This is a genomic window from Oscillibacter acetigenes (genome assembly GCF_025567605.1).
Lineage (GTDB): Bacteria > Bacillota > Clostridia > Oscillospirales > Oscillospiraceae > Oscillibacter > Oscillibacter welbionis.
Map to the genome: position 1 here is coordinate 329,797 of NZ_JAOQKG010000003.1, position 12,423 is coordinate 342,219.

The window sequence follows — 12,423 nt, forward strand, 5'->3', positions numbered from 1 at the left end:
AACCTCATGGTATTCCCACAGAATCATCAGCGGCGCGCTGGCAGTGCGCTTCAGATAAGGAGTCTTTTCATGATGAACAATCTCCATCCCATCCGCGACTATATCGTCCCCGGCAAGCGGGCCCATCTGGTGGGCATCGGCGGCGTGTCCATGTGCCCCCTGGCGGAGGTGCTGCGGGGCATGGGCCTCCATGTCCAGGGCTCCGACATGACGGAGAGCGACACGGTCCGCCACCTCCGGTCCTTGGGCATCCCCGTGGCCATCGGCCACAACGCCGAAAACCTGGGGGACTGCGATCTGGTGGTCCGCACCGCTGCCGTCCACGACAGCAACCCGGAGATCGCCGGTGCCGTGGCCCGGGGTATCCCCGTGTACGAGCGGGCCCAGGCCTGGGGTGCCATCATGCAGCGGTATCCCAACGCGCTGTGCGTGGCCGGTACCCACGGCAAAACCACCACCACCTCCATGTGCACCCACATCTTCATGGCGGCGGAGGCGGATCCCACGGTGATGATCGGCGGCACCCTGCCCCTGCTCCACGCCGGCTACCGGGTGGGCCAGGGGGACACCATCATCCTGGAGTCCTGTGAGTACTGCAACAGCTTCCTCAGCTTCTTCCCCACCGTGGCAGTGATTTTGAACGTGGAGGAGGACCACCTGGACTTCTTCAAGGATCTGGCCGACATCCAGCACTCCTTCCGCCGGTTTGCGGAGCTGGTGCCCCCGGCGGGGTCCGTCATCGTCAACGCGGACAACGCCAGCGCCATGGAGGCGGTGGCCGGGCTGGAGCATCCCATCTTCACCTTCGGCCTGGACCATGCCGCCGACTGCACCGCCGCCAATCTGACGGAGGTGGACGGCAGGCCGGTATTCGACGTGATGATCCGCGGCGAGAAATACGCCCGCGTAGAGCTCCACGTCTACGGCCACCACAATGTTCTCAACGCCCTGGCGGCAGCCTCTGCGGCCTGGGCACTGGGCCTGCCGGGCCATGCGGTGGAGACGGGCCTGGCCTCCTTCACCGGCGCCGGCCGCCGATTCGAGCACAAGGGTACCTATCATGGGGCGGAGGTCTACGATGACTACGCCCATCACCCCGACGAGCTCCACGCCCTGTTCACCACCGCCAAGGAAATGGGGTATGAACGGCTGGTGGTGGCCTTCCAGCCCCACACCTACTCTCGCACCGCCAAGCTGTTCGAGCGGTTCGTGGAAGAGCTGAAAATCCCGGACGTGGCCATCCTGGCGGAGATCTTCGCCGCCCGGGAGCAGAACACCTTGGGCATCTCCTCGGCGGACCTGTGCCGCAATATCCCCGGCGCTGTGTACTGCTCCACCCTGGACAAGGCGGCGGCGGCTCTGCGGCAGGCGGCCCGGCCCGGCGACTTGATCCTCACCGTAGGCGCCGGTGACATCTACCGGGCCGGGGAAAAGCTGCTGGCGGGGGTGTGAGCCGTGGAGATCTCAGAGAGCCGCACCGCCGCCCCGGCAGAGGGCCGCGCCGCCGTGGAGCTGGAGACCTTTGCCCTGCTGGACCGGCTGCGCATCCCCTATGCTTGGGTGGCCCACGAGACCGCCGACACCATCGCCGACTGCGATGTGGTCAGCGAGGTGCTGGGCATCTCCATCTGCAAGAACCTGTTTCTCTGCAACCGGCAGAAGACGGCGTTCTACCTGCTGACCATGCCCGGCGGCAAGCCCTTCCAGACCAAGGTCCTCAGCGCCCAACTGGGCACCACCCGCCTCTCCTTCGCCCCGCCGGAGCTGATGGAGTCCATGCTCCGCTGCACCCCCGGCTCTGCCAGCGTGCTGGGCCTGGCCTATGACACGGAGCGCCGGGTCCGGCTGGTGATGGACCGGGCAGTCCATGACGCGGCCTGGTTCGGCTGCCACCCCTGCAAGAACGACGCCAGCCTCCGCCTGCGGACGGAGGACCTGCTGCATGTCTTTCTCCCCCACACGGGCCACGATGTGACGGTGGTGGACCTGTAACGGCATCTATGGAAAAACGAGGACCGGACCGGTCCTCGTTTTCTGTTTTCCCTCAGTGGGGAGAGGTCAGCTTGATGCCGACAATGCCCGTCAGCAGCAACACGGTGAAAAACATCCGGGCGGCGGTCACCGGCTCCTTGAAGATCAGGATGCCCACCGCCACGGAGCCTACGGCCCCGATGCCGGTCCAGACGGCGTAGGCAGTGCCCAGGGGAAGCGTCTTCATGGCCTGGCTCAGCAAATAGAAGCTGGCCAGCATCCCCGCAATGGTCATCACGGACCAGCCCAGCTTCGTGAAGCCATCGGACAGTTTCAGGAACGAGGACCAGAACACCTCCAGAAGTCCCGCGCATGCCAGAAATACCCATGCCATGCAAATCACTCCTCCTCTGACAGCAAAAAATAAAAGGCGCCCGCGCCCCGCATCTCCAATGGCCTACGGATGCAGGGGCAAACGCCTTTGTCCGCCCGGCGGCGGACCTATATTGATGTTTTATTTTACAGATTTCCCGGGAAATGTCAAGTCCTTTCTACCACAGAGCGGTAAAACCGCTCCCGGTCCTCCCGGAGCATCCGCAGCTCCCCGGTGGAGAGCATCTGCCGGATGCGCTCCGCCAGCCAGACGTCGCCGATGCCCGGCTTCTCCCGGCCCAGAACCTCTCCAATGATGTTGGCGATCTTCGTCTGGCCCTCGGGCAGATGGCGTCGGATCATTTCGTCGTAGAAGTCCTCCCCCACGCTGCGGACCCGGCCGTTCACCACCGCCCGGAGCGGGGCGTTCTCCTGCCGGAGCACCTCCCACCGATGGGCCATAGCGCCCAGCATCACCGGCGGCAGCGGCTCCTCCCGGGACAGGAAGCGTCCGAACAGCTCCGGCTCCACCTCGCCCCAACCCAGGTAGGTCTCCACGACGCCGTCCGGCCGCTCCCGCCAGGGCGGCAGGAACACCACGCGGACGTCGGCCTTTGTGTCTTTCAGCAGGCTGGCAGCGTGGAGCAGACCGCAGGCGCCGTATGGCGTATGGTCCACCCAAATACGGACGGCGTCCCTAGAGCCGCAGGACCTCAATCGCTCCGCTGCCTCCAAATTCCGCTGCCAGTCCCGGTCCGTGGTCTCATCATCACCATCACACCACCGGCGCAGCAGGTCCCACCGGTCCGCCCCCAGCGGTTCTCGGATATCCCCCATATCCAGTCCCAGGGACAAGACCAGTACATCACTCGGACTGCCGCCCAGGGGGATGGCCTCCCGTTCCAGGGCCGCCTGCCGCCGCTGGGCCCGCTGGATCTGGTGGATCTCTTCTCCCGCGGGCGCTTTTCCGTCATCGAAGCCGATGACCGTAGTAGATGTCACATTTCCGCCGTCCTCTGTGCGGCTGAGAACGAATCCGAAGCCTTTCCGTCCGCTCCCGCCGCAGCGCTGGGCCACCCGCAGGGCACCGCAGGTTGACATATCAAAACACAGTTCCAGCATGGTCTTGCCTCCTGGATGTCACGGCTGCTGATCTTCTCAGGGATCCAGCAATGTTTTCCCAAAGCCAAAGCCCCATTGATAGGCCCAGCCCAAGGACGTGAGCAGAAGCACCGTCAGCCCGTAGCCGAAGAGGAGCCCCGTCGCCAGCCGCCGGAGATTACCGCTCTCATAGGGCGTACAGAGCTGGAGAAGTCCGTCCGCAATCAACGGAACCAGCAGCACAGCCGCCACTCCCGCCGGGGGATGGACCGCCCACCAGGTTGCCAGCCCCGCCAGGATGCCCGCCAGCTCCCCGGTGCACCGGGCGCAGATGGGAAAGGGCGTTCCGTCCCGAAAATGGAAAGAGCGATCCGGCCGGCAGTGGCATCCGAAGAGAATCGGAAGCCACCGCCAAAGCCAGCGCCGCAGCTTAATAGGCATGCACCGCTGCGCTGATGCCCAGAGCCGCCGCCGCAACGTACATCAGTACATAGGCGATCACGCACACCAGGGCGCCGATGCCCGCCGCCTTGGCAGTCCGGGGCTTGGTATCCTTCCATACCAGGAACAAGATCAATCCTGCAATGGGAATACAGCAGCCCAGAAGCCCCCACAGGAAGCCGCCGTTGTCCGCTGCCGGTGGAGGATTATTCGGTCCTCCGTTCTGAGGTGTGCCGCATTTCGGGCAGACCGCCGCATAGTCATCGATCAATGCACCACATTTTCTGCAATAAGCCATCGTTTTTCCCTCCAAGACACAGTTTGCTGCGTTCGCCTCCGCGCTGTCCCAAAGCCGCGTGGCGCCCTCCACCTGAGGGAACCAAGCACCTTGATTGTATCGGTCCCCGCACCTGCTGTCAAGGCTAATCCGACAGATTCCAACCAAAAGGGACAAGGCAGGCAGCTTTCGCTGCCCGCCTTGTAAAAAGTCCGGGAGATCTTACTTCTTGCTCAACGCCTCGTCGATGGCCTTAGCCGCGGTCTTGCCGGCGCCCATGGCCAGGATGACGGTGGCAGCACCGGTGACGGCGTCGCCGCCGGCATAGACATTCTCGCGGGAGGTGAGACCGTCCTCGTTCACCACGATGCCGCCCTTCTTGTTGATTTCCAGGCCCTTGGTGGTGGACTTGATCAGGGGGTTGGGGCTGGTGCCCAGGGCCATAATAACGCAGTCCACGTCCACGTCGAACTCACTGCCGGGGACCTCGATGGGACGGCGGCGGCCGGAGGCATCGGGCTCGCCCAGTTCCATCCGGATGCAGCGGATTCCCTTCACATCGTCGTTCTCGTCCGCCAGCACCTCCACCGGGTTGCAGAGAGTCTTGAAGATGATGCCTTCCTCCTCGGCGTGCTCCACCTCTTCACGGCGGGCGGGCAGCTCCTCCATGCCGCGGCGGTACACAACATAGACCTCTGCACCCAGGCGCTTGGCGCACCGGGCGGCGTCCATGGCCACGTTGCCGCCGCCTACGACGGCCACCTTCTTGGGATGGATGAGGGGCGTGTCGGAATCGGGCAGGTATGCCTTCATCAGGTTGATGCGGGTCAGGAACTCGTTGGCGGACAGCACGCCCTTGTAGTTGACGCCGGGGATGTTCATGAACATAGGCAGGCCGGCGCCGGAGCCGATGAACACGGCCTCAAAACCCATCTCATCCATCAGCTCGTCCACGGTGATGGTGCGGCCCACCACGGTATCGGTCATGATCTTCACGCCGAAGTGTTCCAGCCGGGCCACCTCCTTGGCCACAATGGCCTTGGGCAGACGGAACTCCGGGATGCCGTACACCAGCACGCCGCCAACCTGGTGCAGCGCCTCGAACACGGTGACGTCATACCCCTTCCGGGCCAGATCGCCGGCACAGGTCAGGCCCGCAGGGCCGGAGCCTACCACAGCTACCTTGTGGCCGTTGCTCTCCGGCACGACGGGAGCGCCGCCCTGATGGCCGTGGGTATTGTGATAGTCCGCCACAAACCGCTCCAGACGGCCGATGCCCACGGGCTCACCCTTGATGCCCCGGATGCACTGGCCCTCGCACTGGTTCTCCTGGGGGCAGACACGGCCGCAGATGGCGGGCAGGCTGTTGGTGGAGGTGATGACGCCGAAGGCCTCGTCAAACTTGCCTTCCGCCACCTTGGCGATGAACTCGGGAATATGTACGTTCACGGGGCAGCCGTTCACGCACTTGGGGTTCTTGCAGTTCAGGCAGCGCTTGGCCTCGTCGATGGCCATTTCCTCAGTATAGCCCAGGGCCACCTCGTCGAAGTTCTTGTTGCGGACATCGGGCTCCTGAGAGGGCATGGGATTCTTCTTCAAAGACATATTGGCCATGATTATTCGGCCTCCTTCTTGAACAGGTTGCAGGTCTCCTCATATTTGTGGGCCTCAAAGTCCCGATACATCTGGTTCCGCTTGACCGCCAGATCCCAGTCCACCTTGTGGCCGTCGAAATCCGGGCCGTCCACGCAGGCGAACTTCATCTCGCCGCCCACGCTCAGGCGGCAGCCGCCGCACATGCCGGTGCCGTCAATCATGATGGGGCTCATGGAAACGGTGGTGGGGATGCCGTAGGGCTCCGTGGTCTTGGAAACAAATTTCATCATCACCATGGGACCGATGGCGAACACCTCATCATACTGGTTGCCAGCGTCAATCAGCTCCTTCAGCGCCTCGGTGACAACGCCCTTCTGGCCATAGGAGCCGTCGTCGGTGCAGACCTTCAGTACGCTGCTTGCGGCCCGGAACTCATCCTCCAGGATCACCAGATCCTTGTTCTTGAAGCCGATGACGGCGTGGACCTCGGCCCCGCAGTCGTGGAACTTCTTCAGCACGGGATACGCGATGGCGCAGCCGACACCGCCGCCCACCACGCAGACCTTCTTCTTGCCCTCGGTCTCGGTGGCCTTGCCCAGGGGGCCCACAAAGTCCTGGAGGCTGTCGCCCTCTTTCATGCGGCTCAGCTTTTCCGTGGTGGCGCCCACGGTTTGGACGATGATGGTGACGGTGCCCTTCTCCGGGTTATAGTCGTTGATCGTTATGGGGATTCGCTCGCCGTTCTCATCCACGCGCAGGATGATGAACTGGCCCGGCTGGGCCTTCTTGGCGACCAGGGGTGCCTCGATCTCATACAGGGTGACGGTGGGACGGAGGGCCTCTTTTCTCACGATACGATACATAGTGTTCCTTCTTTCCCGAATGATCGAATTTTGGTATTTGCGGCGATGTATCCTTCGACACGACACATTGTCTATACTTTAACACAACCCCCGAAAGCAGTCAATCCGTTTTTGCGGGGATTCTGCGAAAAAAATAACAAACTTTCCAGCGCCCCTTCTGGCCGGTCAATCATCCTGTACAAAGGGTGATGCGCCGCCCCTCGGACCGGAGGACGCCCTCCTCCTTCAATCGCTTCAGCTCCCGCATCATGGCGCTGCGGTCCGTGGCGATGTAATCCGCCAGCATACTCAGGGAGAAGGGCAGCTGGAAGGTCCGGCTCCCCTCCTTCTCCGCCAGCTGGTTGAAGTAGCACAGGAGCTTTTCCCGGATGGACCGGCGGGAGAGAACGTCCACCCGCTCGGACAGGGCCTGGGCCTTGTCTGAGATCAGCCGCAGCATATTCTGCACCAGCAGGCTATGATGGGTGCAGGCCCGCTCACACCGCTTCAGAATATGGGGATAGTCGATGAACACCACGTCGCAGGCCGTGCGGCAGACCACTTCCAAGCTGTCCCGGCCGGAGGTGGAAAACGCCAGGCTCTTGCCGAACACACCGCCGGGGCCCAGCTCCTCCAGCACAGTGGCGACTCCCTCCTCGTCGATGCGGATCAGGGATGCCTCCCCCCGCTCCACCACGCCTACGGCGTTGCCAGCCGGGCCGGAGAAGTCGTAGATCACCTCGTCCACCCGATAGCTCCGCTGCACCGCCTGAAAGCAGTCCAGCATCTGCTGGTAATTCTCGTACCCGATGTCCTGAAACAAGGGGCTCTTTTTCAGTTCCTGTGGGGTCAACATCGCGGCCGCTCCCTTCTGTTGCATATATCACATTTTATAATAACAGCCTCTGTCGAAAAAGTAAAGACCGTTCTCCGGCAGATTTCATAGATTATTCACCAATTCCCCAGGCATTTCCTGTATACTTTTTTTAGAAGGCCGGAAAGGCCGAATACGGGCGGGCCCCCGCCCTTAGAAATGAGGCAGCAAAGTGAACATAGCTTATTTTCTGCTCCCGAAGCACAGCGTCGCCTATCTGTACGATGACTGCACCTTCCGTCAGGGACTGGAAAAGATGCGGCACCACGGCTATACCGCCATCCCCGTCATCAGCCGGGATGGGAAATATGTCGGTACAGTCAGTGAGGGGGATTTCCTCTGGCAGCTCCTGTCCAAGGACTGCGAGACCTTGACTGCCTACTCCATGAAGGACATGGAGCGGCTGCAGGTCCGGGACATTCTGCGGGGCAACAGCTATCCTCCCGTCCGGATCACCGTCACCATGGAAGAGCTCCTCCACAGCGCCATGAACCAGAACTTCATCCCTGTGGTGGACGACCTGGGGAACTTCACCGGGATCGTCACCCGAAAAGACATCATCCGCTACTTTGCGGAGCAGAAGGATGCGGCGGAGCCGCTGCCTTTGCGGAAGATCGTATAAACCGACCGGGAGACGGCGGGGCACTGCCCCGCCGCCTTTTTTCTCCCCCGCTTTTATCCCATCATATCATCCAGGGAGTATTTGCGCACCTGGCCTGGCGGGCCCCCGTCCCGGGTGGCCACTCCCGCCACATAGCCCGGAAAGGTGTCCAGAAAATAGAATCGCTCCCCAGGCTGGAGCGGGGTCTCCGACGCCAGCATGGTCCCCACGCCGGCGCCGCTGCGCTTGGCCCGGGCCTCCCGCCGGACCCAGCTCTGGAAGAAGGCCCGTTCCGTGGTCACATCCGCCAGACGCCGCATGGCCCGCTCGCTCACCGGCCGGATGTGCTCGATATCCACCCCCACCGGCTCCCCGGACAGGGCCACCAGCACCGCGCCGGTGGTGTGGCTCAGATTGAAGTGGACCTCTGGGAAATCCGGGAAGTAGGGCTTGCCCAGAGAGGTGAGCCGGATAGGCGGAAGCTCCCGCCAGCGGTACTGCTCCCACAAGGCATGGCGTAGAATGAGATAGGCGCACAGGGGCTCCCGCCGCTTTTCCGACTGCTTGATCCGCAGCAGCCGCTCCTGCCGCTCCGGGGGCAGCAGGGGCAGCATGGCCTCCGTCTCCCGCTCCGTCAGCGGGCGCTCCAACCGGGCCGCCCAAAGCTCGATGGACATCTCACGCCTCCTCTCCGCCGCTTCGACGCTTTTCTACCATTTTACGCAGGCCGCGGCAGTCTGTAAACCCACTAGGCAAAAACTTTTTGAAAAAATCCAGCAAAAAAAGAGGAAATCCCAAAAGAACGGGGTATATCTAAAATGTCTCGTTTTGGGTACGCCCTCGCTTTCGGGTATGACCCTCGGGAAATCTGGCAACACTCACCGAAAGGAGGAGACCTTGACATGCCCTTTCCCCAGAGCTTTCTGGACGAGCTGATGGCCCGGAGTGACATCGTGGACGTGGTGGGCAGCTATGTGCAGCTGACCCGAAAGGGCGCGAATCTCTTTGGTCTGTGTCCCTTCCACAGTGAGAAGACCGGCTCCTTCTCCGTCTCTCCGGACAAACAGATCTACTACTGCTTCGGCTGCAAGCGGGGCGGCGGCGTTATCAACTTCATCATGGAGGAGGAGAATCTCTCCTTCCCGGATGCGGTGCGCTTTCTGGCCAAACGGGCGGGGATGGAGGTGCCGGAGGAGGACGGCGACCGGGAGGCGGGCCGCAGGCGCCAGCGTCTGCTGGACCTGAACCGGGACGCGGCCCGGTTCTACTATCAGATGCTCCAACAGCCGGAGGGGCGGGCGGTGCAGGAATATCTGGACCGGCGGAAAATTCGCAGGGCCACGGCAGTGAACTTCGGTCTGGGAGCCTCTCTGGATGCCTGGGACGCGCTGATCCTGGCCATGACGAAGAAGGGCTACACGAAGTCGGAGCTGCTGGAGGCAGGCCTGGCGGTGCAGAACCGGAACGGCGGCCTGTACGACAAGTTCCGCAACCGGCTCATCTTTCCTGTCATCGATGTGCGGGGAGACGTGGTGGCCTTCGGCGGCCGGGTCCTGGACAAGTCTGAGCCCAAGTACATGAACTCCCAGGAGACACCGGTGTACTCCAAACGGCGGGTTCTGTACGGACTGAATCTGGCCAAGAAATCCAAGCGGTCCAACATCATCCTCTGCGAGGGCAACATCGACGTGGTAACGCTCCACCAAGCGGGATTCGACAACGCAGTGGCCTCCATGGGGACGGCTTTGACAGTGGAGCAGACACGGCTCCTCAGCCGGTTCACGAAGGAGCTGGTGCTGTGCTACGACAATGACAACGCCGGCAAGATCGCCACGGAGCGGGCGCTGGAGATCCTGAACAACTCGGAGTTTTCGGTCAAGGTCCTTCAGCTGCCCCGGCGGCGGACGGAGGATGGCGAACTGGTAAAGCAGGACGCCGACGACTTCATCAAGCTCCAGGGAAAAGACGCCTTCGAGGCGCTGCTGACCGGCAGTGAGAACGGCATCGAGTTCCGCATGGCCCAGGTGGCGGGTAAGTACGACCTCTCCAGTGACGAGGCCCGTGTGGCCTACTGTGAGGAGGTCAGCGCCCTGCTGGCCGCACTTGCCAATCCGGTAGAGCGGGAGATCTACACCACCCGGGCCGCAGAGACCGCCAAGATCACGCCGGAGGTCATGAGGCTGGAGGTCCAGCGGGCCTTCAAACGCCGCCTCTCCCGGGAGAAGCGGCAGGAGCTGCGGCGGGACCTGAACCCGGCGGTCCAGCTCCAGCCCAAGGAGCGGGAGCTGCGATACGACAACATCCGCTCCGCCCGGGCGGAGGAGGGCATCCTGCGGCTGCTGATCCGGGACGAGAGCCTGTTCCCGGAGGAGCCGCCCCTGCGGGAGGAGCAGTTCTCCTCCCCACTGCTGGGCCGTGCCTTTACCACGCTGTGGCAGGCCAAGGCGGCAGGACGCGTCCCCTCCCTGGCGGCCCAGGCGGAGTTCTTCTCCCAGGAGGAGATGAACCATCTCACCGGCGTCTGCCAGCAGCCGGAGTCTCTGCGAAACGGACAACAGGCGCTGGCGGACTACATACGCATCGTACAGACGGAGGCCGAGAAGCGGCTGGGGGGCGGGACTGCCGACCCGCTGCTGGCGGCCACAGAAAAATACAAAGACAAAAAGGGTACTGGAGGAAAGCAGCATGGCAAATGAGTTTGAGTTGAGCCCCAAGGAGCTGAAGAGACAGGCAGACGCGCTCCTGGCGGCCGCAGATGCGGCGGAGAAGGCCGCGGAGAGGGAGCCGGCTGCAAAGTCTGCCAAAAAGTCCACCCGGAAAAAGGGGGAGGAGACGGCCCAGGAGGCCCCCGCCGTCATGACGGACGAGGAGGCCCGGAAGGCCGGCATCCTCCGGCTGGACGACAAGCAGGTGGCTGCGCTGCCCGCAGCCTCCTGGCTGATGAACAACGAAAAACTGCGGGAACTGCTGGCCCGCGGTAAGAAGAAGGGCAAGTTGGACTCCGCAGATCTGATGGACGCGGTGGATGACCTGAATCTGGAGAGCGATCAGATGGATCAGCTCTACGACTCCCTGGAGGCGCTGAACATCGACATCAGCGCCGACGATGCCCTGTTGGCGGACCTGCCGGATGACGAGCCCGCCGCAGAGGAGATCGCCGATGTGGAGGAAGAGGAGCTGGTGGATCCCAACACTCTGGTGAACAGCTTCTCCATCGACGATCCTGTCCGTATGTATCTGAAAGAGATCGGCAAGGTGCCCCTGTTGTCCCCGGATGAGGAGATCGACCTGGCCCAGGCCATGGGCGCGGGCAACGAGGCCGACCGGAAGCTGGCGGAGATCGACCGGCTCCGGAAGGAGGGGCAGGAGATCCCCTACTCCCAGGAGGAGATCGCCGCCTGGAAGTCCGCCCACGCCAAGGGTGAGACCGCCAAGCAGAAGCTGGCGGAGGCCAACCTCCGCCTGGTGGTGTCCATCGCCAAGCGGTACGTGGGCAGGGGCATGCTGTTCCTGGATCTGATCCAGGAGGGCAATCTGGGCCTGATCAAGGCGGTGGAGAAGTTCGACTACACCAAGGGCTACAAGTTCTCCACCTACGCTACCTGGTGGATCCGGCAGGCCATCACCCGGGCCATCGCCGACCAGGCCCGCACCATCCGCATCCCTGTCCACATGGTGGAGACCATCAACAAGGTGATTCGGGTCAGCCGCCAGCTCCTGCAGGAGCTGGGCCATGATCCGTCTCCCAATGAGATCAGCGCGGAGATGGGAATGCCGGTGGAGAAGGTCCGGGAGATCCTGAAAATTGCCCAGGAGCCCGTCTCCCTGGAGACCCCCATCGGTGAGGAGGAGGACTCCCACCTGGGCGACTTCATCCCCGACGAGGGGGCCAGTGAGCCCAGCGAAGCCGCCAGCTTCACCCTGCTGAAGGAGCAGCTGATGGATGTTCTCTCCACTCTCACTCCCCGGGAGGAAAAGGTTCTAAAGCTCCGCTTCGGCATCGAGGACGGCCGCACCCGCACCCTGGAGGAAGTGGGCAAGGAATTCAACGTTACCCGGGAGCGCATCCGCCAGATCGAGGCCAAGGCCCTGCGGAAACTGCGCCACCCCAGCCGCAGCAAAAAGCTGAAGGATTTTCTGAACTGAAAAAACACAGACAGGCGCTGTCCCGCATGGGGCAGCGCCTGTTGTCTCTTCTGATCTCCGTCACGACGGAAAGTCCTGGATCACCGTCAGAAAGTCCCGGCCGTACCGCTCCGCCTTGGCGGAGCCCACGCCGCTGACCGCACGCAGCTCCGTCGTGGTCCGGGGGCGGGAAATCGCCATCTCCCGCAGGGTCTTGTCCGAG

Annotated in this window: 14 protein-coding genes; 5 read left to right on the forward strand and 9 right to left on the reverse strand. The window is 62.8% G+C overall.

Going from position 1 to position 12,423, the window contains the following annotated elements:
• The first annotated feature begins 69 nt into the window (after positions 1-69).
• The gene (gene murC / locus OCV80_RS08375; protein ID WP_036630415.1) at positions 70-1,452 is read left to right on the forward strand and encodes a UDP-N-acetylmuramate--L-alanine ligase; all 1,383 of its coding nucleotides are present in this window, start codon (positions 70-72) and stop codon (positions 1,450-1,452) included.
• A gap of 3 nt (positions 1,453-1,455) precedes the next feature.
• Positions 1,456-1,992: a prolyl-tRNA synthetase associated domain-containing protein gene (locus OCV80_RS08380; RefSeq protein ID WP_136891713.1), complete on the forward strand. Its 537-nt coding sequence runs from the start codon at positions 1,456-1,458 to the stop codon at positions 1,990-1,992.
• A 52-nt stretch (positions 1,993-2,044) separates the two neighbouring features.
• On the opposite strand, the gene OCV80_RS08385 is transcribed toward OCV80_RS08380, so the two are convergent.
• The 7 genes from OCV80_RS08385 to OCV80_RS08415 form a co-directional block, all read right to left on the reverse strand.
• Positions 2,045-2,365 carry a DMT family transporter gene (locus OCV80_RS08385; protein WP_136891712.1) on the reverse strand — a complete coding sequence of 107 codons (321 nt, stop codon included), beginning with the start codon at positions 2,363-2,365 and terminating at the stop codon, positions 2,045-2,047.
• Positions 2,366-2,511: 146 nt separating this feature from the next.
• On the reverse strand, positions 2,512-3,465 hold the full coding sequence (locus OCV80_RS08390) for a DUF3658 domain-containing protein (RefSeq protein ID WP_021749446.1): 954 nt from the start codon (positions 3,463-3,465) through the stop codon (positions 2,512-2,514).
• Positions 3,466-3,501: 36 nt separating this feature from the next.
• On the reverse strand, positions 3,502-3,885 hold the full coding sequence (locus OCV80_RS08395; protein WP_021749445.1) for a DUF2085 domain-containing protein: 384 nt from the start codon (positions 3,883-3,885) through the stop codon (positions 3,502-3,504).
• Positions 3,875-4,183, reverse strand: coding sequence for a zinc-ribbon domain-containing protein (locus OCV80_RS08400; RefSeq protein ID WP_025545015.1), 309 nt, complete (start codon positions 4,181-4,183; stop codon positions 3,875-3,877). Before OCV80_RS08400 ends, OCV80_RS08395 begins: the two co-directional genes overlap by 11 nt.
• A gap of 201 nt (positions 4,184-4,384) precedes the next feature.
• Positions 4,385-5,776 (reverse strand): NADPH-dependent glutamate synthase, encoded by a 1,392-nt coding sequence (gene gltA, locus OCV80_RS08405; RefSeq protein WP_021749443.1) that lies wholly within the window; start codon positions 5,774-5,776, stop codon positions 4,385-4,387.
• A gap of 2 nt (positions 5,777-5,778) precedes the next feature.
• Positions 5,779-6,621: a sulfide/dihydroorotate dehydrogenase-like FAD/NAD-binding protein gene (locus OCV80_RS08410; RefSeq protein WP_025545016.1), complete on the reverse strand. Its 843-nt coding sequence runs from the start codon at positions 6,619-6,621 to the stop codon at positions 5,779-5,781.
• A 169-nt stretch (positions 6,622-6,790) separates the two neighbouring features.
• On the reverse strand, positions 6,791-7,456 hold the full coding sequence (locus OCV80_RS08415; protein ID WP_025545017.1) for a Crp/Fnr family transcriptional regulator: 666 nt from the start codon (positions 7,454-7,456) through the stop codon (positions 6,791-6,793).
• Between the two features lie 190 nt (positions 7,457-7,646).
• Between OCV80_RS08415 and OCV80_RS08420 the strand changes: the two genes are divergently transcribed.
• Positions 7,647-8,096, forward strand: coding sequence for a CBS domain-containing protein (locus OCV80_RS08420; RefSeq protein ID WP_021749439.1), 450 nt, complete (start codon positions 7,647-7,649; stop codon positions 8,094-8,096).
• A 53-nt stretch (positions 8,097-8,149) separates the two neighbouring features.
• Here OCV80_RS08420 and OCV80_RS08425 read toward each other — a convergent pair whose 3' ends face one another.
• Entirely contained in the window at positions 8,150-8,752 is a 603-nt protein-coding gene (locus OCV80_RS08425; protein ID WP_021749438.1) for a 4'-phosphopantetheinyl transferase family protein, read from the reverse strand.
• Positions 8,753-8,977: 225 nt separating this feature from the next.
• Between OCV80_RS08425 and dnaG the strand changes: the two genes are divergently transcribed.
• Positions 8,978-10,771, forward strand: coding sequence for a DNA primase (dnaG, locus tag OCV80_RS08430; protein WP_136891711.1), 1,794 nt, complete (start codon positions 8,978-8,980; stop codon positions 10,769-10,771).
• Between the two features lie 244 nt (positions 10,772-11,015).
• Positions 11,016-12,221 carry an RNA polymerase sigma factor RpoD gene (rpoD, locus tag OCV80_RS08435; protein WP_337751251.1) on the forward strand — a complete coding sequence of 402 codons (1,206 nt, stop codon included), beginning with the start codon at positions 11,016-11,018 and terminating at the stop codon, positions 12,219-12,221.
• Positions 12,222-12,281: 60 nt separating this feature from the next.
• Here rpoD and OCV80_RS16565 read toward each other — a convergent pair whose 3' ends face one another.
• A complete protein-coding gene (locus tag OCV80_RS16565; RefSeq protein ID WP_353866954.1) occupies positions 12,282-12,410 on the reverse strand; it encodes an HRDC domain-containing protein in 129 nt (42 codons plus the stop codon).
• Positions 12,411-12,423 lie beyond the last annotated feature (13 nt).

What these genes read in the sequence shown, in the direction of transcription:
- murC (WP_036630415.1), top strand. Translation starts at nt 70, where the DNA reads ATGATGAACAATCTCCATCCCATCCGCGACTATATCGTCCCCGGCAAG.
- OCV80_RS08385 (WP_136891712.1), bottom strand. Translation starts at nt 2,365, where the DNA reads ATGGCATGGGTATTTCTGGCATGCGCGGGACTTCTGGAGGTGTTCTGG.
- OCV80_RS08390 (WP_021749446.1), bottom strand. Translation starts at nt 3,465, where the DNA reads ATGCTGGAACTGTGTTTTGATATGTCAACCTGCGGTGCCCTGCGGGTG.
- OCV80_RS08395 (WP_021749445.1), bottom strand. Translation starts at nt 3,885, where the DNA reads ATGCCTATTAAGCTGCGGCGCTGGCTTTGGCGGTGGCTTCCGATTCTC.
- OCV80_RS08400 (WP_025545015.1), bottom strand. Translation starts at nt 4,183, where the DNA reads ATGGCTTATTGCAGAAAATGTGGTGCATTGATCGATGACTATGCGGCG.
- gltA (WP_021749443.1), bottom strand. Translation starts at nt 5,776, where the DNA reads ATGGCCAATATGTCTTTGAAGAAGAATCCCATGCCCTCTCAGGAGCCC.
- OCV80_RS08410 (WP_025545016.1), bottom strand. Translation starts at nt 6,621, where the DNA reads ATGTATCGTATCGTGAGAAAAGAGGCCCTCCGTCCCACCGTCACCCTG.
- OCV80_RS08415 (WP_025545017.1), bottom strand. Translation starts at nt 7,456, where the DNA reads ATGTTGACCCCACAGGAACTGAAAAAGAGCCCCTTGTTTCAGGACATC.
- OCV80_RS08425 (WP_021749438.1), bottom strand. Translation starts at nt 8,752, where the DNA reads ATGTCCATCGAGCTTTGGGCGGCCCGGTTGGAGCGCCCGCTGACGGAG.
- dnaG (WP_136891711.1), top strand. Translation starts at nt 8,978, where the DNA reads ATGCCCTTTCCCCAGAGCTTTCTGGACGAGCTGATGGCCCGGAGTGAC.
- rpoD (WP_337751251.1), top strand. Translation starts at nt 11,016, where the DNA reads ATGAACAACGAAAAACTGCGGGAACTGCTGGCCCGCGGTAAGAAGAAG.